Raw genomic sequence first — 22,799 nt, forward strand, 5'->3', positions numbered from 1 at the left:
GATGTTTCAGGCATTTTGTGTATGCTTATATCTTTGTAAAATCGTCGAAGTTCGTAAACCACTCTTTGGCACGACTAGATTTTCCATAGTCGAAAGACGGTCGAACAAATAGTTTCGTTGTTTTTCTGTTGCAGCTAATTCTTGGTTTTCTCCAACGAAAGAGGCTTCTACAATGTATTCGATTCCTTGTCCGTCTTCCGTTTTTATAGATAAAACTTCGATTCTTAACGCATTACTACCACCCAGTTCTGGTACAGTAAACTCATAACGATCAAAGTACACTGGACCATGGGTCAATGTCTGGTTGATCATCTGGTTGTAGTCAGTAAAGGGAACTAATGCTGGCTGATTAGCGATCAGCAAACGCTGTACAAGGGAAGTATCAGGTAAGGTCCCAGGACGTACCCCAAGAGGCAAGTCGACTGCTCTTGTCGAAGAGACACTAAGTACCGCTGAATCATAGCTCCAATCGATTTCAAATTCCCAATCCTCTTCCGTAAATCCTTCATTTTCCGCTATTTTTACGGCTGTCTGGATACTATCTTCCGTCACAGGCCAAACAAGAGGAAATCTTTTTCTATAAGTCAATTGCCAATTATTTTGCCAATTTCGTTGTCTGATTCGATGAATCCATCCTTGATCATTGAATCGTTGCTCCAATGTATCCATGAATTGCATGTCGATCCGACGCTGGCGATTGACGGTCAAATCAAGTGTTTGCAAAAAAGAAGAAGATAAATTACCATCCTCATCTAAAACGAGCCTAGGCTCAAGTAAAAATTTCACCTCTGTATCCACCGTTGATTCTCGTGAAGCAGAAGCGACATCTTCAGAAAAAAAAGTCAGGGCACTGATTCCTATCGTAAAAAGTAAAGCTGGCATCATCCAATTTTTGATCGTCATCTTTAACAAATTTCTCATCTCACACCTCTTAGCTTTTTATTTTCACATGTTACAAATCTATTATAATAATCATTTGTCAATTTCCAGTAAACATCCAGTGAATATCCAGTCAAAAATATGTAAAAATCATAATTTGAAACGTTATTTAAAACTGTATGATAAAAAAACACGAGTATAGAATTTAAAGAATCAGGCTTCCTATTACCTCTATCTCTTATTCCTTAGATGTATTCAAGTGCGCATAAAAAGCGTTAAAAAGTGTCTGGGACATTAGTCTTCTTGCCCCCCTGAAAACGGATAAACGACGGGAACAGGAGTAATCTCTTCAGTAAGAAGGCGCCATCCACAAAAATTTGAAGAACAATTTTCGTGGATGGCGCCTTCTTTGTCGAGGCTGAACACTTCTATCCCGACCTCATTTTCAACGCTTTTTATCAATGTTCAATTTATGCTGTCTTGCATGGCCATGTAAAGAAGATATGTTATTCAATAAGCCGATGAGAGAAGTATTTTGAATCAAACAAGACATTTGGATATTTTATGATAGTTCTAGTTTAAAACGAATGAAAGTACAACAAATCTATCGTACCTATCCAATAAAAGTTCCTTCCTTTTTAGTCGTTACGAACGGTGCATATATCATGATGTTCAATGCAATCAAAGCCATTTGCAGAAAGGCTCCAGAAACTCCAGAGGATAGGAATCCAGAAATAATAGGTGGTGTCGTCCATGGAATTTGGATGCCATTTGTTTTCGCTACAATTCCTACACTCATAGAAAAATAAGCTATGACTGTGTTGACTACTGGACAAAGAATAAATGGGATAAATACTCTAAAGTTTAGTAAAATCGGAAGGCCATAAATTATAGGCTCGTTTATGTTAAATAAACCTGGTATAAATGACACTTTTGCTATACTTTTTTTGTCGCTATTCTTTGAGAAGAATAGTATTGCTAGAATTAATGCGAAGGTACTGCCACTTCCTCCAAAATTAATAAATAAAGATTGGAATGTTCCAGTAATAATATTTTGAGGAACTTCTCCTTTGGTTATACTCAAAAGATTTTCCATATTTAATGAAAAATAAATCGGATTCATTATTGAATTGAATAGATAACTCCCATTAAATCCAAAAAACCATAACAACGTAATTCCTAGATTTATGATGATAACTGCTGGAAGAGTACTACCTAAATTCGTAATCGGTACTTGGATTAATCCATTGATCATACTAGATGGATTGTCTATTTTTAAAGTTACTAACACTAATTTTATCAAAAATAATACTACCGTGGTCGTAAGCAATGGTAACAAATATTCAAAGCTTTCTGCTACTTCTCTTGGAACAGAAGAATGTAGATTTATCTTTTTTTTCTTTTTAAAACTTACAGTTAATATACCGCATGTCATAAGAGCACAAAGCATCGAAAAGAATATACCTTGTGATCCAAGTGAATCGATCAATTGATCTGGGGATTCAAGCGGTAAAAAAATAAAATAAGCGAATATTGTCGATGTGATGTACAGTATATAATCTTTCTCTTTTATTTTACAATAATTATAGGCAATTGATATTAAAATAAACAAACCTATCAGATTATTAAAAGCATTGGGAATTGAAGGAAGGGCAGTCGTCCATAATAAATCGAAATTTTTTTCCATAAATTTAGTAAAAGTTGGGATAGGAAAATTCACTATCAGAATAAAAAAAGAACTGATAATCGTAATTGGCATCAATGAAATAAAACTATTTCGCAATATTTTTAAAAGTAAATTATTTTCAATCGTACTGTATACTTTATTCATTTTGTTCTTCCTTTTTTAAGGAGATTTCTGTGAGTGAACTAATAATATTATTTGCTACAGTAAATAATTCACTATTTCCATTAACCATGCAATATGACTTTTCGGTAAGCATAAGCATCTCTCTATCATTTAATTCATCTCCAACAATGATTGAGTTGCTGACATCAGCGTCGACTAAATTTCCTAAACAAATAACGGAACTAGCCTTTCCACTCCCAAGTGGTGAAATATCAATATATTTTTTATTTTTATTCACCTGAAATCCTGTCCGCTCTATAGCTTTTGTGAAAATATCTATTTCATTGAATAATTCTTTATAACCATTTATTTCTAAAGTAACAGAGTTTGTTATTAAAGGGATATTGGATACTCTTTTCAAAAAATTATTACTATGGATTCCTTCTAAAAAAATATTCTGTTGAAGATAGCTAAATGTAATATTGACAATGGTCTTATTTTTTAATAAGATTTCTTGAACTATCGGTAATATCATATTAGTTTTCATAGTTAAACTTAAAAGTATGGAACCGTGTTTATTCATTACTAAAGCACCATTATTAAGTATACAATACTCATATTCAACGTTATATTCTTGTATAAAACGATGGAACATTGCGTAATTTCTTCCTGTAGCCAAAACAATTGGATGCCTTTTAGAGACAGAATTTAAAAAGAGCAATTCCTCTTCTGTTACTTTTTTCTCTCTATAGATCGTTCCATCGATGTCACTTATAAAAAAAAGAGAATCCATCATTCCTTAACTCCTTTTCACAAATTGTAATATACGTTCTCACTCCCCAATAATTGGGAATTGTTTCATAATAATGCGACTTGTAAATGTCCATCTCTAAAATTCCTTGCGTCGTAGCGATACCAAAATAAGGATTGATCTCAAGCACATGCTTGAAAAATGAGAGTGCTTGAAAATAGTTCTCGGAAAAAAAGTAGGTTAGCCCTATATTTATATATATGTGTATACACAGAGGTGAAATTTTAAATGCTTTCTCGAAAAATTTCCTAGCAGTTTCATAATTTCCACAACAGAGTTCTGTTATTCCTAATGAATTTAGAGCCCTAGTATTCTTAGGATTAATGATCAGTACTTTTTGAAATTGGTCTTTTGATCGATGAATATCATTTTCGCTTCTAAAAATATATCCTAAAAAGAGTTGAGCAATTTCACTATTTGGATTAGCTTCTGCTGCTTCTTGCGCATTCTTTTTTGCTAATTTTAGTTTTCCTGCATTTCTTTGAATGATTGCCAAATAAGATTTTGCTAGTGTCTCTTTTGGGTTATTCAAAATTTGCTCATTCATTATTTGAATATACTTTTCATTTTTCCTTTGACGTTCTTTGAAGGGTCTTAGGTGGCCTAAATGATTGAGTATAATAGGAATATCGTCTACACTAAACCCATTATATTTAATTGATGGTTCTATTTTTTCGGTGGCTTTTTTATAATATTTAAATCCACAATGATTCCGAAACAATTTCACCATTGAGTCAGAGTACCACCCACCTGTTCCAAAAAAGTTATACCTTAAAAATCTGTAGCCACCAATATTACTATCATCACTATTACTTTTTATAAAATGTCTAATTGTGTACCAATCCGATTTCAATAGTAACTCATCTGCATCCAAGAATAATATCCAATCTTCTTCTACCTTCTCTAGCAAATAATTTCTCATAGCTGAGAAATCATTATTAAAAGGCTTACTATAAATATTAGATGTATAACTTTCAGCAATTTGAATTGATTTATCAGTTGATCCCGTATCAAGTACGTAAATATTATCAGCAAAGCAGTTTCGAAAAAAATCATCTAAAAATTCTTCTTCATTTTTCATCATTAAACATAATGCTAAGCTCATCCAAAGGCCTCCTCAAATTTCAATATTAATTATTTCGTTATTTAGAAATTCAGTTGTTTCTAATTTAAATTCTTCCAATGGATAAAACAAAGGATCTTTAACAAGATACACTTCTGTTCCAATTCTAGATGCTTCCATAAAAATTCTTTTTTTCAAAGTTGGAAGTATAGAAATTCCTGCGTCAAAAAGAAATACGCAATCAAAATAGTTATCCTTGTAATTAGTAGAAACACCAAAATATTTAGTCGTCTTGATCGTCGAAAGATGATTATTCACAACTTGCTCAAACCTATCGGACCATACTAGTATTTCTTGGGGCAATAAATGTTTTAATATACCAAGTGAGTCAGTCCCTATGAATAAATTATTGCTTTTCATTTTTGACTTGATAGCACTCAAGTCATGGTGTGCATAAACTGGTGACATCGAACAAATAACAGTTACTTCTAATTTATTGAGGACGTTATTCAAATTTATCCCTGTAACGTATTGATATAGTTCACTTTCTATTGCTGGATTCTTCATAAAAAGTTTGCACCTATTATTAAAATACTCCTTGGAAATGTTTTTTGACTTACTTGGATGCGGATAATGAACAACAGGAGATTTTTCAGAAATCACAAAATTATTATTATTTAGAAATAACCGATAGGACAAATCTGTATCTTCTGCTCCCCAGCCACTAAACGATTCATCAAATCCATTCACTTTTTTAAATTCGAATTTATTACATGTGAAAGCACCACTCCATCCATATACCCAGGGAGCTCTCATCGTTGATAAATCATTTTTGTACAGTTGAAAAACATCTTTTCTGTAATCACTCCAGACGTCCTCATATATTTTTAAGAACTGGCCCAAATTCATCGGAGATATTTTTTTAAAAATAGATCGATTAGGTATGGTATCTTCTACATTAAATGCATAAATATAGTGTAAAAGCACAGTTTTTTTTGTAACTTTTTTCAATTTCAGAATAATTTCTTCTAAAAAATCTTTCTTGAATATCATATCTACGTCTAGAAAAGTTATAAATTCTCCTTTTGCAAAATTTGCTCCATAATTTCTTAATTGAGAAATATTTCCTTGTGCATGTTCATAAATAGATACATTTGGAATAGAACTAGTTGAAATTAAGTCATTTGTTACAATAATCCATTCAAATTGGTATAAATCAGGGCAAATGATCTTCTCGATATATTCCAATAATCTATTCAATTCTTTAGATTTGTTCATTGCTACAGTTACAAAGGAATGAATATTACTGTTTCCAATATATTCCTTCATTAAACCCACCTCGTTCTTCGTACTTTTTAGTTTTAGCGTGCAATACTTGTTCTTTTTTTAATAAGTCAAAACGATAAAATGCATCTATCACTTCTAGAATATCTGCCATCTCTTCATTTTTTTCATACACACTTTTAGCATCAATAAATTCTTGTACCTCCTCTAATAGTTTCTTTTCAAGTTCAATTTCTACTTCAACTGATGTCAATTCAATGAACTTAGCGTTTGGATCAGTTTCAAGTATTTTTTCTCTTAATTTGGTTCTAATTAGTTTATTCATCATTTTCACCTATAGTTAACTTTTTCTTCGCTGAATAAAATTTATTCCACTCAGGATATTCTTGCCAGTTTGCTAATTCTGGTCTTCCAATTTTTATTGCAGTTAAAAATCTTAAATACTGTCTTTGCAAAGGTTGTGTTATCGGTACAAGAAACTTCCTTGAAGTTACATCTTCATAATATAAATAATGACCATACTCCATATACGCCTTGAAAAATTCACGATCATCTTCTAATTCAATAGGAAATAATCCATCCGCTTTGAAACTTTCTAATAAGTCAATTGCAATAGGTACCGCATGCAAGTGCCCATGGTAACATAATTGTTCGCCAGGTTGGACATTACAATAGCCTACACGTCCATGTTCATAAAAAATACACGCCCCATAATACTTAGTTAATAAATTTCGTACTTTTTCCTTTAATTGAAGATATTCTTTTTGGAAAATATCCGGCATAGCACCAATACAATGATAATGATCATTAGGCATGATTAGTGAATAACCTTCAACAATTTGACCGATAGATAACCACACTGTAAAATTTTCAGTTTTGATATAAATTTTATCCTCTTCTTGGGAACAAAATGTACAAAAATCAATCATTTTATTTTGCATTGAAATACTTCCTCTCTGGAATGGGTAATTCATAAACTTTTGGAAGCCTAATATTTTGATATTCTTCCACGTTGTGACAAATCCCTCTCAAAACATGTATTAATTTGTCCACCTCTTCCTTTGTATTTAATTCACATAAACTAATTCTCACACAACCATATACATTGTCATGAACATAATGGTGTATAAATGGTGCGCATAACAAACCTGAGCGTGTCTTAATATGTTCTTTTTGAAGTAAGCTAGAAACTCGTGCAGGAATCATTCCTTTAATATTAAAGGTAATGATTCCTAATACATTGGCATTGCTATAAACATCAATATCATGCATATCAGTTAATTTATTTATTAAATAATCCGTCAGAGTATATATGTATTCTTTTTTATTTTTTAAAGTCTCTATAGACATTTCTGATAAACTACAATACAAAGAAAAAATTCCTGGATAGTTCAATGTACCTGATTCAAAATAATATGGAAGAGTCCTTGGCTGACTAAGAAGTTCTGATAAAACACCGGTGCCGCCAACTTTCAAAGGAGAAATACTAGTATGCTTAGGATTGATATAAAACCCACCAATACCAGTTAGCGCTTTCAAAGCTTTGTGACCAGTAAAAACGATAAAATCTGCTTCAAGATTATTATTATCAATTTCTATATGCCCTAAGGTTTGAGACATGTCAATCAAAATAGGAATATCTCCTTTTTGTTTTACGCGCTTACAAATCTCGGCGATTGGTTGTACTTGACCAGTTACGTTTGAACCGTGGTTTACTATAACAAGATCTGTTTTTTCATCGACAAAATCAATTAATTCATCTACATTGATTAACCCATAGCGATCACATTCAGCCCAATCAACTGTTAAATTTCTACTCTTTTGTAAATAGGTTAACGGACGTATTACCGAATTATGTTCTGTAACAGTAGAAACTATATTTGCGTTTTTATTCACGAATCCAAAAATAATGGTATTCAGAGCTTCTGTTGCATTACTTGTAAATATAATATGAGTTGGATACTTCACTCCTATAAGCTCTGCTATTTTTCTCCTAGTTTCAAAGATATAATCACTTTCTTCAGTTGATTCTGAACGATTGTAACTACCGTCAGTATTTTTAATAAAATCTGAAATACTTTCCAATACTTTTTTACTTTTAGGAAATGAGGTTGATGCGTTGTCAAAGTAAATAGAATCCATAGGATCGCCTCCAATATAGTAATCTGTGATTATTTATATTTAAACTAAAAAATATAAACCTTGTCTTTTTTCTAAATCTTATGTACTATTCTTTTGATATTAGGCACCTTTCTTATACTTATTATTTGACGCTGTATCTATCACTAGAAATATTATATCTAGAATATGATATAATGTTTTCACAATGTACAGATTTCCGTCAAAAGGGGTGTTTACCAATGAAACATCATGAAATAATAAAAAAATTACGAAAAGAAAGAAATATAAGTCAGAGAACTCTAAGCGAAGGAATTTGTAGTCGAACAACACTTTCTTCCTTTGAAAATACTGGAACTAATATTTCTTTGAATTTATTCCAATCGTACTTGGACAGATTAAATATTTCTATTGAAGATTACTTTTTACTGCACTTTAATGAAGAATGGCCCAATCAAACAGTCGCTACAAATAAGGAAAAGGCGAATAAAGTATTGGAAAAAGCTTATTATACGTATAACTGGACTGACTTAGAAGAAAAAATCAACCATACATATCAGCTATACATGGAAAGTAATGATTTCTATTATTATTACTTATTTATCCAATACAAATTATTATTATATCGAAAAATCAGAGCTGAAAAATTTATTATCACAGAGAATGAAGTTATGGTTATAAAGAACTATTTAAACGATGTAGAAGTATGGGGAGCATTCGAATTAAATTTATTCTCCAACTGTCTCTCACTTTTTAATGATGCTTATATTTTTTCAAAAGTAAAAATTCTTCGAAAAAAATATCGGAATGTGCGAGGAAGTTTTAAATTTTACAAATTATATAGCTTCTTTATAATCAACGTTATCATGTTGAAATTTGAAAGAGACGAGCTTGAAAATATGAACTTCTATTTAGCCGAACTCAAAAGTTTCAACACGATCAATTATGTAAGAGAACGTATTTTATATAAAATTTTTACTGAGATCTTAAAATGTAAATATGATCCTACCGTCAAAAATTCCAACACGATTGATTCATTTATCGATATGTTTAGACTATTGGATTTTAATGATTATGCTCAAGAAATGGAGGCTTTCGCAAAAAAATGCTTGGATTGAGGTAACTTCAAAAGGATTTACTTATAATCTTTCCATCTTCCAAAAATGATGCTAGTGATTATGGCTCCAAACCATTAACAAGAGTGGATGTCAGAAAAAAGCATCAATAAAATGCTGATACTTTGAATCTATAAAACCACTAAAGATTGTAAATTTTATACACAAAGTTTTTTAAAAAGTCTAATATGGATAGTATCAATCGTCTATTTTACATATTTTTGACCTATCAAGTATATTCAGGATTAGACCCCAAAACTTTTAAAAATCTTTTGATAGTTTTCAAAATCAACAATCTATTGGCATAAAGAATTTCTAGTTGCTCTCCTCTAGCTTTAATATGATGGTCTAGTTGATAGCCCTTTGTGAATGTGAAAATTTTATGTACGTTGCTAATTTTAGGTGAAAATTCGGTTCTCTTTTTCTATTTTGAGTACGATACAATTTTTAGAAGAGCTCTCCTTGATAAGTAGTACTATTATTCACCCAAAAAAGACGTTTCTTTTGACAGAAACGTCTTTCAAAATGAGTTTATAGGGAATAATTCCCTGCGCTCATCTATTTTGCTTATTTAATTCAATTACCCTTTACGTAATAATCCGACACATTCCACATGGTGTGTTTGTGGGAATAAATCAACTGGTTGGACTTTTTCCAACTTGTAACCATCTTCTGCAAACAACTTCACATCTCTAGCAAACGTTGCAGGATTGCATGAGATATAAACGATTCGTTCTGGGGCCATCTCGATCGCTGAATCAATGAAGCGAGCGTCTAAGCCTTTTCTTGGAGGATCGACAACTAAAACAGTTGGTTTGATTCCTTTTTCTTGCCATTTTTTCATGACTGTTTCAGCTTTTCCAACTTCGTAATGGGCATTTTCGATTTTATTCGTCAATGCGTTGAACTGCGCATCTTCAATCGCTGCTGGTACGATTTCCATTCCATAAACATTTGCTACTTGATCCGCTATAGATAAACCAATCGTTCCAATTCCTGAATAGGCATCGATCACGACATCCTCTTTTTTCAATTCAGCAAATTCAATCGCTTTTTGATACAATACTTCGGTTTGCAACGTATTGACCTGATAAAAGGATTTAGAAGAAATACGATAGGTCTTGCCAAGTAACTGATCTTCGATATACGATTGACCAAAAAGAACTTTTTCTTTTTCTCCTAAAATGACATTTGTTTTTTCTTCGTTGATATTTTGGATCACAGAGACCACTTCCGGTAAAGCCTCATGGATGGCTTCAGCGATTTCTTTTGCTTTGAAGAACTTTTCTTTTCGAGTGACTAAAACCACCATCATTTGATGCGTGTAATGACCTCTGCGAACAATGATATGACGAATTTGTCCTTCATTTTTTTCTTCATTGTAGCCACGTACTTGGAAGCGTTGCAAGATATCTCTTACCTTGATGATGGCTTGATCGATTTGTGGGTCTTGGATGAAGAAATCTTCTATTTCCACTAAGTCATGACTATTTTTCTTGTAAAAACCAGTCACTAATTCGCCTTCGACACGACGAACAGGAATCTGTGCTTTATTACGATATCCTGTAGGTTCTTCCATACCGATCGTTGGTTGTACTGTGACTTCAGGCATTTTAGCGATTTTAGCTAAGACATGTTCGACTTGTTTTTGTTTGAATATTAATTGTTGCTCATAACTTAAATGGGCTAAAGGAGCGATTCCAGTACGCAATAGAACATTACTAGTGATCTCTTGACGGTCTGGTGACGTCGTCAACCAGTTTTCGACCTTACCGTAGCCAAATTTATTGCCTGCTTTTACGACAAGGATCTCCACTTGTTCTCCTGGCAAAGCATTTTCAATAAATAATGGATAACCGTCGATTTTCGCAACACCTAACCCTTCGTAACTTAAATCGATGATATCAACAGTATACCGTTCATTTTTCTTAATTGTTTGTGTCATTTCATTACTCCTATTCTTTTGAATGGTTTCTAATTTTGTCCGTTCAACAAAGGAAAGAGCTGGGAGATCCATTCATTCCCAGCCCTTTTTTCTTCAGTCTATTGGAAAAAGCAATTATTTTTATGATCCTTGTTTTTCCCTTCGAATAGTCGTCCAATTTTGCTCAGTGTTGATCCTTGTCAGCAATTTTTCCATCGCCATCGATATCTTCATCCGTCAAACGTTCTACTTCTTTGACAAATTCTTTGCTGACTTCTTCTAGTTCTTCTTCCTCAAAACCAGTGATTGCCTCATCTGGAATTTGATCCGTGTTTGCATAAAACTCGATATGCTGATGAAGATTTTGAAAATGCATCGGCGCATTCCCACCGTATTCGCCATCTAAATTGATCATGACAGGGCGATTCGCATTGTCTTCGGTTTCAACATAAAGAGAACTTGTTTTTGTATAAATGACCCTTGGATCATCTACATGCTTTCCTCCATTGAGCATTAATGCAGCAATGTGTAGGATCTCAAAAATATTCGCCGTTTTGACAATGATCAAAGAAAATTTTCCATCATCTAGCTTTGCATCAGGCGCAATTTGTTCAAAGCCACCAACAGAATTCGTCAAACCTAAAAAGAACATCGAAGCATTGCCGTTATATTCTCCTTCGTCATACTTCAAGTGCATCTTGATCGGTTTGACGCGTGGCAACATTTCTGCTCCTTTTGCCAAATATGCAAGATAGCCAAAAATACTTTTCAATTCGGAAGGAACTTCGTAGGTCAATTCTGTCAAGTAGCCGCCAGCTGCAATATTGATGAAATAGCTATTGTCGGATTGACCGATATCCATTTTGACTGTTTGGTTCTTTTTGATGACTTCTGCTGCTGCCTTGATATTATCTCGAGGAATCTTCAAGGCGCGAGCATAATCATTGGTCGTACCCGCTGGAATGATCGCCATTTTAGGTCTAACTTCCAATCCGGCGATACCATTGACGACTTCATTGATCGTCCCATCGCCACCAGCAGCAACGACAAGATCAAAACCTAATTCAGCGACTCGTCGTGCTTCATTTTTTGCCGAGTCCTCTTCTGGAGTCGTTGCATAAGCACTTGCTTCATAGCCCGACTCCTCCAATGCTTGGAGGATGTCGGCAAGATTACGTTTTAACAATTCTTTACCTGAGACCGGATTATAGATCACACGCGCTTTTTTCATAGCATCCCTCTATCGTTTCGCTAATTCTTCATTTAGCAATTTGTTGACCACACCTGGGTTTGCTTGTCCTTTTGTAGCTTTCATGATTTGTCCAACTAAGAAACCGACTGCACGGTCTTTTCCGTTTTTGAAATCATCAACAGATTGTTGGTTGTTATCTAAGATTTCATTGATGATCGGTAATAATTTCGCTGGATCGGATAATTGGACCCAACCGTTTGCTTCAACAACACTTTGTGCATCTCCGCCATTCATGATCAACTCACGAAAGACTTTTTTCGCAATTTTAGAACTGATCGTACCATCTGCGATCAAAAGAATCATACCTGCTAAGTTTTCAGGTGTTAGTTTCGTTTCAGCTAATTCCAATTTCTCACTGTTCAAGTAAGCTGATACTTCACCCATCAACCAGTTGGATGCTTGTTTGGCATCTGCCCCGTTTTCTAATGTTGCTTCAAAGAAATCAGACATTTCTTTCGATAGCGTCAAAACTTTGGCATCATACTCTGGTAAGCCTAATTCGCTGATGTAGCGTACACGACGAGAAGCTGGCATTTCTGGTAAGCTCGCTTTCACTCGTTGGATCCATTCGTCATCGATCACGAATCTTGGGATATCAGGTTCTGGGAAGTAACGATAATCACTTGAACCTTCTTTGACACGCATCAAGATCGTCTTGTTCGTTGTTTCATCAAATCGACGAGTTTCTTGTTGGATCTCTCCACCAGATAACAATACTTTTGCTTGACGTTTTTCTTCAAACGCTAAACCTTTTTTGACAAAAGAAAGGGAGTTCAAGTTCTTCAATTCCGCTTTTGTCCCAAATTCTTCTTGTCCATACGGGCGTAAAGAAATATTGGCATCACAACGCATCGAACCTTCTTCTAGTTTCACGTCACTGACTTCAGTAAATTGGATCACAGAACGTAAAGCTTCTAAATAAGCATAGGCTTCTTCTGGTGAACGCATGTCTGCTTCTGAAACGATCTCGATCAACGGTGTTCCTTGTCTGTTTAGATCGACATATGAGTAGCCACCAATACCGTGCATGTTTTTACCTGCATCTTCTTCTAAATGTACACGTTCGATCCGGATTTTTTTCTTTTTGCCTTCTACTTCGATCTCGATCCAGCCATCATGACCGATCGGTTGATCAAATTGTGAGATTTGGTAAGCTTTAGGATTGTCGGGATAGAAATAGTTTTTGCGGTCAAAATGAGTATCTTTTGAAATTTCACAATTCAATGCTAACGCCGCACGCATCCCAAATTCTAAGGCTGCTTTATTCATTACTGGTAAAACTCCAGGGTATCCCCAATCGATCACATTGGTGTTGCTGTTTGGTTCAGCACCAAAATGCGCAGGAGCTGGAGAGAAGATTTTTGAGTTGGTTTTTAATTCCACGTGGACTTCAAGTCCAATGACTGTTTCAAAATTCATTCGGCTTTCCCTCCTAAAATAGCTGGTTGTTGATGATGGTACTCAGTCGCTTGCTCAAACGCATAAGCTGCTTGATACATCGTTTTCTCTTCGAAATAATTTCCGATGATCTGTAAGCCGACTGGTAATCCTTCAGATAAGCCCGCAGGTACAGACATGCCTGGAAGTCCTGCCAAGTTCACTGGGATCGTCAAGATATCACTCATGTACATCGTGATCGGGTCATTGATATTTTCACCGAGACCGAATGCCACTGTTGGTGAAGAAGGGCCGATGATCAAATCATAATCCGCGAAGACTTTTTCAAAGTCACGTTTGATCAATGTACGAACTTGTCCTGCTTTTTTGAAATGTGCATCGTAATAGCCGGCACTCAATGAGAAAGTCCCTAACATGATACGACGTTTTACTTCTTCTCCGAAACCTTCTGAACGTGAGTTGACATAAACATCATCCAAGTTCTTGACATCTTCTGAACGATAGCCATAACGAATGCCATCAAAACGTTGTAAGTTTGAACTTGCTTCAGAGGAAGCAATAATATAGTAGACAGCCACGCCATATTTTGAATGAGGTAAGCTGACTTCTTCTACTGTTGCACCTAATGAACGGAATGTTTCTGCTGCTTTAAGAATCGCTTCTTTCACGCCTTCATCGACACCTTCACCTAAGTATTCTTTAGGTAAAGCGATCTTCATTCCTTTGATGTCGCCAGTCAAACCTTCTGCAAAGTTAGGGACAGATACACCTGATGAAGTACCGTCTTTTTCATCATAGCCACTGATTGCTGTCAATGCTAATGCGTTATCTTTGACGGTACGCGTCATTGGACCGATTTGGTCTAGCGAAGAGGCAAATGCAATCAGACCGAAACGTGACACACGACCATAAGTAGGTTTCATCCCTACGATCCCATTGAAAGCAGCTGGTTGGCGGATACTTCCACCAGTGTCACTACCTAGAGAAACTGGCACTTGTCCTGCGGCTACTGCGGCTGCTGAACCACCTGATGATCCGCCAGGAACTTTTGTTTGATCCCAAGCGTTCTTTGTTTTCTTGAAGTAAGAAGTTTCGGTACTTCCGCCCATTGCAAATTCATCCATGTTCAATTTCCCAACAGGGATCATATCTGCTTCGTATACTTTTTCCATGACTGTCGCATCATAGATCGGTTCAAAGTTGTAAAGGATCTTTGAAGCTGCCGTCGTCAAAAGATCTTTTGTCACAATGTTGTCTTTGATACCGATCGGGATACCAGAAAGGACATTGTTTTCGTCGATGCCTTTTTCATCCAAAGCTTTGGCTTGGGCTAAAGCTTTTTCTTCATTCAATGTGATGAATGCGTCGATCGCAGGTTCTGTTTCCTTGATACGATCGAAGGTAGCTTTCATTAAGTCTTGTGCTGTGATTTCTTTTGACACTAATAAGTCGTGTAGTTCTTCTAATGAACGATTGTATAATTCTGTCATTATGCGCCAGCCTCCCCATTGTCGATGATTGCTGGTACTTTGATGAACCCATCTTCTTTTTCTGGTACGTTTTTCAATAATTCATCTCTGCTCCAACCTAGTTGTGCACGGTCTTGTCGCATAACGTTGACTGTTTCAACGACGTTTGATGTAAATGGTACGCCTTCTGTATCTACTTCTTCCAGCATTTCTACCATGTCAATGATTTTTCCTAATTGGTCAGTAAAACCTGCGCGCTCTTCGTCGGCAAATTTTAGTTTGGCTAACTTCGCTACATGTTTTACTTGTTCTTCACTAATCGCCATAGTACCCCTTCTTTCTAAATGAAAACTTTGCTTCTTATTTTAACATAAGAATTTCGCATTCTGAAATTCTTTCTTGAAATTTATCTGAAAAATTATTCTGTTCCCTCGACAGGATGACTCTCTGCTAACGCTTCAGCCATTTGGTCTTCCGTCCAAACCTCGATCCCTAACTCTTGGGCTTTCGTTAATTTACTACCCGCATCTTCGCCAGCGACAACGATATCTGTTTTTTTCGACACGCTACCAGTGACTTTTCCGCCAAGATTCTCAATCGTTTCTTTGGCTTCTTCTCTTGTGAATCGAGTTAGTTTGCCCGTCAATACGATCGTCTTATCTTTGAATGGTGATTCTACTTCTTTTAGCTGTGTCGAACGAATCCCTTTGTATTCAAGGTTGACACCTGCTTGTTTTAACTCTTCCATCAGTTCATGGACTTCTTCATTGTCAAAATAAGTGACTACACTATCCGCAATGATATCACCTATCGCATCTAATTGGATGATCGATTCAAAATCGCTGCGACTCAATGTTTCTAAATCACCAAAATGCTCCGCTAAGATTTTTGCAGCTTTGGCACCGACGTGACGGATACCTAAACCAAAAATCAAGCGTTCCACAGAATTGTCTTTACTATTGTCGATCGCAGTCAAGATATTGTTGGCAGATTTTTCTTTGATTTTATCTAGTGTCAGCAATTCTTCTTCTGTCAGTTTATAAAGATCAGCGACATCCGCGACTAATTTCTTATCATACATCTGTTCCAAGACTCTTGGCCCTAAGCCATCGATGTTCATCGCATTTCGGGAAACGAAATGGTTCAGTCCTTCTTTCATTTGCGCTGGACATTTTGGATTGATACAACGCAAGGCAACTTCTTCATCTAAATGGACTAACTCACTGTGACAAACAGGGCAATGCTCGGGCATTTTATATGGCTCGCTGTCTTTAGGACGTTTATCTAAAATGACTTGTGCGACTTCAGGAATGATATCCCCTGCCTTGTAGATTTGGACAGTGTCGTTCAAGCGGATATCTTTCATTTGGATATAATCGCCATTATGCAGACTGGCGCGACTGACCGTCGTTCCAGCGACACGAACCGGTGTCATGATCGCTGTCGGTGTCACTACACCCGTTCTGCCGACCGTCCATTCGATTTCTTCGATGACCGTTTCTACTTCTTCAGGTGGAAACTTATAGGCAGTCGCCCAACGTGGCGCTTTGACCGTAAAGCCTAATTGGTCTTGCAATGAAAAATCATTGACTTTAATAACGATTCCATCGATCTCATAAGGTAAGTCTTTTCGTTTTTCATGGTACTCTTCAATGAATGCCCAAACTTCGTCGATTGAGTGACAAAGTCGTTTTTCATGGTTCGTATGGAAGCCGATTTTATCTAATTCTTCTAACGCTTCGTATTGTGTAGTGGCTTGCATCGGTCCGAAATCTGCTACGGTATACAAGAACGTATCAAGATTTCTTTTCGCTGTGATCTTGGAATCTAATTGGCGCAATGAACCAGCCGCAGCATTCCGAGGATTGGCAAAGACTGGTTTGCCTTCTTCTTCATTTTTTTGGTTCAATTTGACAAATGAACGTTTTGGCATAAAACATTCGCCACGTACTTCAATACTCATCGGTTCTTTTAACTTGATCGGAACAGAACGCACAGTTTTTAGATTTTCTGTGATGTTTTCGCCAACAGAACCATCTCCCCGAGTAGCTCCCCGAACAAACTCACCATTCTCATAACGCAAGGATACCGATAGACCATCGATTTTCAATTCACAACAATAATCGACTGGATGGCCGATTGCTTTTTGGACTCGTTGATCAAATGCTAACAGTTCTTCTTTACTGAAGACATCGTTCAAACTATATAATGGAATATCATGTGTGACTTTTTCAAATGCTGAAAGAATCTTTCCACCTACTCGTTGTGTCGGTGAATCTGCAGTGATCAGGTCTGGATATTGTTCTTCGATCGCCACTAATTCGGCATAGGTTTTGTCATAGATGTAATCTTCTACTGTTGGTTGGTCCAACACATAATACTCACGAGACCATCGATCCAATTGCACTCTGAGTTCTTCTGCTTTTTTTGTCGCTTCATCGATCGTCATTTCGTGTTCCATTTTTTCTCCCCCTATTGAACTAAACTTTTTCGATTGGTGCAAAAGCGGCTAATACACGCTTGACTCCTTGACTTGGAAAAGCAATGTCCAGTTCAAGGTCTTTTGCGTCACCACTTACTCTAACCACTGTCCCTGGTCCCCATTTTTTATGTTTGACTTTATCTCCTGGTTTCCAACCACCTGTTTCGCCACCTGTAGCGACTTTTGCTGACACACCTGCTTTTGTCGGTTGTTGATACTTAGGTGTCGCGTTATTCGCACGAAAAGGTGACGGTTGAGAGGCATTAGAGGTTGGACGCATCCCGTGGATATCTAATAATTCTTGATCAATTTCTTCCAAGAAACGTGATGGTCGATTGTATTGCGTACGTCCATACAACGTTCGCGAAAAGGCATTTGTTAAAAATAATGCTTCTTCCGCTCTGGTGATCCCTACATAAGCTAACCGACGTTCTTCTTCCAGTTCACTTTCTTCCATCAAGGCACGAGAAAGTGGGAAAACTCCTTCTTCTAGCCCGATCAGAAATACGACCGGAAACTCTAAACCCTTAGCAGCATGCAACGTCATCAAGGTGACTTGCTTAGTTTCTTCTTCTAAACTGTCGATATCTGAAACAAGTGCAAGATCATTTAAAAAGACGACCAGCTTGTCCTCTGGTGAGTCGGCGTTCTCTAAACCTTCCTTTTCGAATTGTTTATCAAATTCTTGGGTCACCGTCAAAAACTCTTCCAAGTTTTCGATACGTGCTTGTGATTCTAAGGTATTTTGGATTTTTAGATCATCTAAATAGCCGCTACGTTCTAAGACTTCTTTAGTTAACTCTGTGACAGTCAAATAAGGGATCATTTCAGTCAATTGGTGCATCATCTCGCCAAAAGAGCCTAATTGCGTTCCGGCTTTTCCGCCGATGTTCGCTAATTCAACATTTCTTGCAGCCTCAAGCAATGGCCATTCATGCATCGTGGCAAAACTACGGAGTTTTTCCACCGAGCCTGGTCCGATCCCACGTTTTGGTGAATTGACGATCCGTTCAAAACTCAATGAATCTTGAGGATTTGCTATCACATTAAGATACGCCAAAACATCTTTGATTTCTTTTCGATCGTAGAATTTATGTCCCCCCACCATTTTGTAAGGGATATTGGCTTTCAGCAAAGTTTCTTCCATCACACGCGATTGCGCATTCGTTCGGTAAAGAATGGCAAAGTCTCCATAATTGCGGCGATTCGTCTGGATCTCTTCTTGCATTCTCTCTACAATAAAACGTGTTTCGTCACGCTCATTATCTGCTCGATAGTAGGTGATTTTATTACCATCTTGATTTTCCGTCCAAAGATTTTTGGGTTTACGATTGCTGTTGTTTTCGATGACTTGATTCGCTGCATTTAAAATCGTTTTTGTTGAGCGATAGTTTTGTTCTAACAAGATCACCGCAGCATCTGGATAATCTTTTTCAAAGTCCAAGATGTTTTGCATATCTGCTCCACGCCAACCGTAAATACTTTGATCTGCATCTCCTACTACGCAAAGATTTCTAAAACGTCCAGCGAGTAAATTGACCAGCGTATATTGTGCGTGGTTCGTATCTTGATACTCATCTACATGGATGTAATGGAATTTGTTTTGATAATACGTCAACGAATCTGGATGCTCGTCAAATAAACGGATCGTATTCATGATCAGATCATCAAAATCCATACATTGGTTGTATTGGAGTTCCTTTTGATATGCTGCATAGCATTTCGCAGCAATTTCTTCATAATAACTGCCTTGCATTTTCGCAAAAGCCTCTGGTGACAATAAGCTGTTTTTTGCTTGCGAGATCGAGCCTAAAAGACTTCTTGGATCGTACTTTTTAGGGTCGATATTCAGTTCTTTCAAAATTCGTTTCATCAACGATAATTGTTCGGAAGAATCAATGATCGTAAAGTTTCGATTATAGCCGATATAATCCACATCTCGTCTTAAAATACGGACACACATGGAGTGAAAGGTCGAGACCCAAACATCTTCGCCACCTGTTTCTAGAATGGAGTTGACCCGTTCTTTCATTTCTTTTGCCGCTTTATTGGTAAAAGTGATCGCCAAGATATTCCATGGATTCACTTCTTTTTCTTCAATCAAATAAGCGATTCGATGCGTCAAAACGCGTGTTTTCCCACTGCCAGCGCCAGCCATCAATAAAAGCGGGCCATCCGTATGTAGAACCGCTTCTTTTTGACGAGGGTTCATTCCCTTTAATAAGTTTTCTTTGGATGACATTCACAACATCCTTTCTATTATCAATCCTTCTAATTATAGCATTATCACGATAGGCAATAAAGTGAAGTTTCTTGATCTTGAAGGAAAATATCTGTGAACGGGTAAATACTTCCGAAAGTACACTTGCTGGTCCGATGATCTGCGATTTTTGATCGCGAAAGTATCAAACTAACATGACGGACTTATCATCAATCAGCTAACCTTCGACATCCATAAAAAAACTGAGACATTGAAACACGTCTCAGCTTTCACTTTATTCAGTCCACTCGTTCATTTATTCATCTTACGATCAATGATATGGTAGCTAATGACTGCAATCACTAGGAAAATCCCTACCCATGTAACAAATAAAGGCTCGGTTTGCTCATTCGTTTTTGGAAAATAATCGATCGTTTGTGTTTCTACCTTGATGGGGACTTGGTTATTACTTCGATTATCAATTCGAACGACCGCGCTGGTGTCTTTTGTTTGTTCACGTTGTTCAGAGGAAGACGTTTGATCTGTCGTTGATGTGGTCTCATCCGAAGAACTACTTTCATCAGTCGATGGTCTGCCTTCATTTGGCGACTTACTTTCTTCAGTCGGTGGTTTGCTCTCATTAGGAGGAGGCTTGCTTTCTTCAGTCGGCGGTCGACTTTCTAAAACGCCTAGCTCCCCTTTCAGTTCTATATTCGTATCCATATTATCCCTTACCTTTCTATAGTCACGAGCGTTCTGGTCGAATTAACGTGGCGTCAATTGATACGTGAATTTGTAGGTCACGTCATGGCGTCCGTCAATTGGTCCTGAATAATGTCCTTTCAAATAGAGTTTTAATGGATCATCTAAAAATGGTAGTACTTGAATCGCATTTCCTTGGTTGCTTCCCACCGTTAACGGTCCTGTATGTTGTCCATTGGTCGCGGCCAAGCGAAGTTGTAAATGTTTGAATGCGTCTGTCATCGTACTATTGACCAAGGTAACTGCGGAATCGGTGCTTTGTTCCACGACATCTGTGACCTTAAAATCGATTGGGAAATTACTATGACTTATAATTGGTAACGCATTGGCAGTTTCATCAAATTCGCCAATCTCGCGAACTCTGAAAAATTTCTCTAGTGGCACTTCAACAGACATTGGACTTTTTGGTACTTCAATCACGATTTCGTGCCAAAGGCTTTCACTTAAATATTTTTGTAACTCTGGATCGTCCTGCATCACACCAGTCACTCGAACATAGGCATAGTAGGTTCCAGCAGTCAGTTTTTCTTTTTGCCATGAAGATTCAGTCTCAGAAGATTCAATTGCTAAGACTCCATTTGTGGCTAGAGTAGCATTGCTTATCACTCGCTGAGTATTTAAAGAATTTATTGTTGGTAATAGAGTGGTAGGTCTCCATAGCCTAGTCCTACTCAGTTTCAATTGATACCTAGTGAGCGGGCGACCTACCGGTTCCACGGCATTGATCGAAGTCGTTAGACGGCTAATGCCTACGTCGACTTCGGGTACAGCCTCTAATTCATCAATCGCAAATTTCCGCTGATAAAGAAATCCTTTTCTATTCGTTCCATAAAGCATTGTATCTCCACCGAATGATCCTCCTCCTGAAACTTCACTAATAAATATTTGACCAGAAACATCTATACTAGTTACCTGATATCCACCTGTTTCTCCACTGACTCCATCTAAACGCTTCATGGTTGCATTATTAGCCAATGTAGTAGGAGTATTATCCAAAGCTTCCATTCTAAAATATTTGGGTTGGTCGACGTTTATAGTTAAATTATTTAGCCTGAAATTTGATTGATTTACAATATCTACTACTGCATTTTGATTTACATTTAAAATCGCTGTTCCCTCAGTCAAAACACCCTTGCGTATTATACTCATGTTATTCGTACTACTACCTCTTACAAATAACTCTGCTTCTTCTCCAATCGTCATTGTTGCACTATCATTAGCATAAGCAAGGATTTCTTTACCCGTTATAATCTCTACTTTTGCATTATTTTTTTGCTGAATATTTAAATTCCCGGTACCAAGTTCCGGAAAGAGAGGATTTCCTGTTACATAAAAAATGTATAATCCAGGACCACACTCGATATAAGTAGACGAATCCTCTTCAAAAATTATATTAGGACTAGAGATTATGGATGTTCTACTATTGATGAAGTCAAAGATAATCTGATTATCTCCTCTGAAATGAAAGTACGATTCGTCATTATAACCCTTCCATACTGCTCCCGCTAAGCTATAGTTCGTGTAAAAATTAATATTTTCCATTGTCATATTATAATTTAGCGAATAATCATTTACGTATCCTATTATTCCATCACTTCCCGTTCTACCATATAAGATTCCATCTTGATCTACTAACTGACTACTCCCAAAACTGATGTTTTGAAACGTGACATTTATCCCATTATTTTGCACCGCGAAGAATGTAGTATAATATTTTGAATCATTTTGAATCAATAGATGATAGCCTTGACCATCAATCACCGTATCTTTATAGAGATTAAATCGATCTACTCTGGTACCAACAGATAGCATGGGTACATTATTACGTAAAACAATATCAGCTGTTAAATGTATATGAAATGGTCCTGCACCTGATATCGTCCGGATCATCTCTGTTACCGTCTCCAACTCCGCAGCTGTCCCCGCCGTAAAAGGATCTTGTTCCGTACCTGTACCAGAAAATGCAGCAATCCCTTGGGTTTCATCGTCCGGTTTTATAGAAGGGGATCGTAATTCTTCTGAGGGAACTTCCCGTGGTGAGGCTTCAGTTGGCTCGTCATTGTTGATCAACTGATCCAATTTACCTACGCCTAACGTTGAACTTTCGGTAGTCATCTGAATTTCTTCAGCGACAGGTAGGGTCGTTGCGATTATTACTTGCTCTGCCAATGCACTAAAGATCAAAAAAAATAAAACGATAGATATGTTTACCTGCTTTTTCATATTCAGCCTCCTTATGTTTTTAGATGTACG

The 22,799-nt window shown here is 36.7% G+C and carries 18 protein-coding genes; 1 reads left to right on the forward strand and 17 read right to left on the reverse strand.

Annotation, left to right across the window (positions count from 1 at the left end; all coding sequences use genetic code 11):
- Nucleotides 1-6 precede the first annotated feature (6 nt).
- The 8 genes from CUS89_RS04510 to CUS89_RS04545 form a co-directional block, all read right to left on the reverse strand.
- A complete protein-coding gene (locus CUS89_RS04510) occupies nt 7-921 on the reverse strand; it encodes a hypothetical protein (RefSeq protein ID WP_104871206.1) in 915 nt (304 codons plus the stop codon).
- Nucleotides 922-1,492: 571 nt separating this feature from the next.
- Complete coding sequence (locus CUS89_RS04515) at nt 1,493-2,710, reverse strand: PTS sugar transporter subunit IIC (RefSeq protein ID WP_104871207.1); 1,218 nt, start codon at nt 2,708-2,710, stop codon at nt 1,493-1,495.
- A complete protein-coding gene (locus CUS89_RS04520; RefSeq protein ID WP_104871208.1) occupies nt 2,703-3,464 on the reverse strand; it encodes an HAD-IIB family hydrolase in 762 nt (253 codons plus the stop codon). The genes CUS89_RS04515 and CUS89_RS04520 overlap by 8 nt, the downstream gene beginning before the upstream one ends.
- A complete protein-coding gene (locus CUS89_RS04525) occupies nt 3,436-4,584 on the reverse strand; it encodes a tetratricopeptide repeat-containing glycosyltransferase (protein WP_104871209.1) in 1,149 nt (382 codons plus the stop codon). Before CUS89_RS04525 ends, CUS89_RS04520 begins: the two co-directional genes overlap by 29 nt.
- Nucleotides 4,585-4,596: 12 nt before the next feature.
- On the reverse strand, nt 4,597-5,871 hold the full coding sequence (locus tag CUS89_RS04530) for a glycosyltransferase family 2 protein (protein ID WP_104871210.1): 1,275 nt from the start codon (nt 5,869-5,871) through the stop codon (nt 4,597-4,599).
- Complete coding sequence (locus CUS89_RS04535; RefSeq protein WP_104871211.1) at nt 5,846-6,151, reverse strand: nucleoside triphosphate pyrophosphohydrolase; 306 nt, start codon at nt 6,149-6,151, stop codon at nt 5,846-5,848. Before CUS89_RS04535 ends, CUS89_RS04530 begins: the two co-directional genes overlap by 26 nt.
- On the reverse strand, nt 6,144-6,767 hold the full coding sequence (locus CUS89_RS04540; RefSeq protein WP_104871212.1) for a hypothetical protein: 624 nt from the start codon (nt 6,765-6,767) through the stop codon (nt 6,144-6,146). Before CUS89_RS04540 ends, CUS89_RS04535 begins: the two co-directional genes overlap by 8 nt.
- Nucleotides 6,757-7,968 carry an aminotransferase class V-fold PLP-dependent enzyme gene (locus CUS89_RS04545; RefSeq protein ID WP_104871213.1) on the reverse strand — a complete coding sequence of 404 codons (1,212 nt, stop codon included), beginning with the start codon at nt 7,966-7,968 and terminating at the stop codon, nt 6,757-6,759. Before CUS89_RS04545 ends, CUS89_RS04540 begins: the two co-directional genes overlap by 11 nt.
- 218 nt (nt 7,969-8,186) lie before the next feature.
- Here CUS89_RS04545 and CUS89_RS04550 point away from each other — a divergent pair, with 218 nt between their 5' ends.
- Nucleotides 8,187-9,062 carry an Rgg/GadR/MutR family transcriptional regulator gene (locus tag CUS89_RS04550; RefSeq protein WP_181055306.1) on the forward strand — a complete coding sequence of 292 codons (876 nt, stop codon included), beginning with the start codon at nt 8,187-8,189 and terminating at the stop codon, nt 9,060-9,062.
- A gap of 577 nt (nt 9,063-9,639) precedes the next feature.
- Here CUS89_RS04550 and rlmD read toward each other — a convergent pair.
- From rlmD to CUS89_RS04595, 9 genes are all read right to left on the reverse strand, one after another.
- Nucleotides 9,640-11,004, reverse strand: a complete 1,365-nt coding sequence (rlmD, locus tag CUS89_RS04555) for a 23S rRNA (uracil(1939)-C(5))-methyltransferase RlmD (RefSeq protein WP_104871215.1) — start codon at nt 11,002-11,004, stop codon at nt 9,640-9,642.
- A 163-nt stretch (nt 11,005-11,167) separates the two neighbouring features.
- A complete protein-coding gene (locus CUS89_RS04560) occupies nt 11,168-12,214 on the reverse strand; it encodes a diacylglycerol kinase (RefSeq protein ID WP_104871216.1) in 1,047 nt (348 codons plus the stop codon).
- A 9-nt stretch (nt 12,215-12,223) separates the two neighbouring features.
- Complete coding sequence (gene gatB, locus CUS89_RS04565) at nt 12,224-13,654, reverse strand: Asp-tRNA(Asn)/Glu-tRNA(Gln) amidotransferase subunit GatB (RefSeq protein WP_010735264.1); 1,431 nt, start codon at nt 13,652-13,654, stop codon at nt 12,224-12,226.
- Nucleotides 13,651-15,123, reverse strand: a complete 1,473-nt coding sequence (gatA, locus tag CUS89_RS04570; RefSeq protein ID WP_104871217.1) for an Asp-tRNA(Asn)/Glu-tRNA(Gln) amidotransferase subunit GatA — start codon at nt 15,121-15,123, stop codon at nt 13,651-13,653. Before gatA ends, gatB begins: the two co-directional genes overlap by 4 nt.
- On the reverse strand, nt 15,123-15,428 hold the full coding sequence (gene gatC / locus CUS89_RS04575) for an Asp-tRNA(Asn)/Glu-tRNA(Gln) amidotransferase subunit GatC (RefSeq protein WP_010735262.1): 306 nt from the start codon (nt 15,426-15,428) through the stop codon (nt 15,123-15,125). Before gatC ends, gatA begins: the two co-directional genes overlap by 1 nt.
- Nucleotides 15,429-15,520: 92 nt before the next feature.
- Nucleotides 15,521-17,563 (reverse strand): NAD-dependent DNA ligase LigA, encoded by a 2,043-nt coding sequence (gene ligA, locus CUS89_RS04580; protein WP_104871218.1) that lies wholly within the window; start codon nt 17,561-17,563, stop codon nt 15,521-15,523.
- Nucleotides 17,564-17,582: 19 nt separating this feature from the next.
- Nucleotides 17,583-19,826: a DNA helicase PcrA gene (gene pcrA / locus CUS89_RS04585; protein ID WP_104871219.1), complete on the reverse strand. Its 2,244-nt coding sequence runs from the start codon at nt 19,824-19,826 to the stop codon at nt 17,583-17,585.
- A gap of 270 nt (nt 19,827-20,096) precedes the next feature.
- The gene (locus CUS89_RS04590; RefSeq protein ID WP_104871220.1) at nt 20,097-20,507 is read right to left on the reverse strand and encodes a hypothetical protein; all 411 of its coding nucleotides are present in this window, start codon (nt 20,505-20,507) and stop codon (nt 20,097-20,099) included.
- A 42-nt stretch (nt 20,508-20,549) separates the two neighbouring features.
- Nucleotides 20,550-22,769, reverse strand: a complete 2,220-nt coding sequence (locus CUS89_RS04595; protein ID WP_104871221.1) for a hypothetical protein — start codon at nt 22,767-22,769, stop codon at nt 20,550-20,552.
- Between the last annotated feature and the right edge of the window lie 30 nt (nt 22,770-22,799).

The sequence above is a fragment of the Enterococcus mundtii genome (assembly GCF_002947535.1).
Lineage (GTDB): Bacteria > Bacillota > Bacilli > Lactobacillales > Enterococcaceae > Enterococcus_B > Enterococcus_B mundtii_B.

Bases quoted from the DNA above. Each gene is read 5' to 3' on its own strand.
- ligA (WP_104871218.1), bottom strand. From the start codon at position 17,563: ATGGAACACGAAATGACGATCGATGAAGCGACAAAAAAAGCAGAAGAA.
- CUS89_RS04515 (WP_104871207.1), bottom strand. From the start codon at position 2,710: ATGAATAAAGTATACAGTACGATTGAAAATAATTTACTTTTAAAAATA.
- CUS89_RS04550 (WP_181055306.1), top strand. From the start codon at position 8,187: ATGAAACATCATGAAATAATAAAAAAATTACGAAAAGAAAGAAATATA.
- CUS89_RS04590 (WP_104871220.1), bottom strand. From the start codon at position 20,507: ATGGATACGAATATAGAACTGAAAGGGGAGCTAGGCGTTTTAGAAAGT.
- CUS89_RS04545 (WP_104871213.1), bottom strand. From the start codon at position 7,968: ATGGATTCTATTTACTTTGACAACGCATCAACCTCATTTCCTAAAAGT.
- CUS89_RS04560 (WP_104871216.1), bottom strand. From the start codon at position 12,214: ATGAAAAAAGCGCGTGTGATCTATAATCCGGTCTCAGGTAAAGAATTG.
- pcrA (WP_104871219.1), bottom strand. From the start codon at position 19,826: ATGTCATCCAAAGAAAACTTATTAAAGGGAATGAACCCTCGTCAAAAA.
- CUS89_RS04540 (WP_104871212.1), bottom strand. From the start codon at position 6,767: ATGCAAAATAAAATGATTGATTTTTGTACATTTTGTTCCCAAGAAGAG.
- CUS89_RS04525 (WP_104871209.1), bottom strand. From the start codon at position 4,584: ATGAGCTTAGCATTATGTTTAATGATGAAAAATGAAGAAGAATTTTTA.
- rlmD (WP_104871215.1), bottom strand. From the start codon at position 11,004: ATGACACAAACAATTAAGAAAAATGAACGGTATACTGTTGATATCATC.
- gatB (WP_010735264.1), bottom strand. From the start codon at position 13,654: ATGAATTTTGAAACAGTCATTGGACTTGAAGTCCACGTGGAATTAAAA.
- CUS89_RS04595 (WP_104871221.1), bottom strand. From the start codon at position 22,769: ATGAAAAAGCAGGTAAACATATCTATCGTTTTATTTTTTTTGATCTTT.
- CUS89_RS04530 (WP_104871210.1), bottom strand. From the start codon at position 5,871: ATGAAGGAATATATTGGAAACAGTAATATTCATTCCTTTGTAACTGTA.
- gatC (WP_010735262.1), bottom strand. From the start codon at position 15,428: ATGGCGATTAGTGAAGAACAAGTAAAACATGTAGCGAAGTTAGCCAAA.
- CUS89_RS04510 (WP_104871206.1), bottom strand. From the start codon at position 921: ATGAGAAATTTGTTAAAGATGACGATCAAAAATTGGATGATGCCAGCT.
- CUS89_RS04520 (WP_104871208.1), bottom strand. From the start codon at position 3,464: ATGATGGATTCTCTTTTTTTTATAAGTGACATCGATGGAACGATCTAT.
- gatA (WP_104871217.1), bottom strand. From the start codon at position 15,123: ATGACAGAATTATACAATCGTTCATTAGAAGAACTACACGACTTATTA.
- CUS89_RS04535 (WP_104871211.1), bottom strand. From the start codon at position 6,151: ATGAATAAACTAATTAGAACCAAATTAAGAGAAAAAATACTTGAAACT.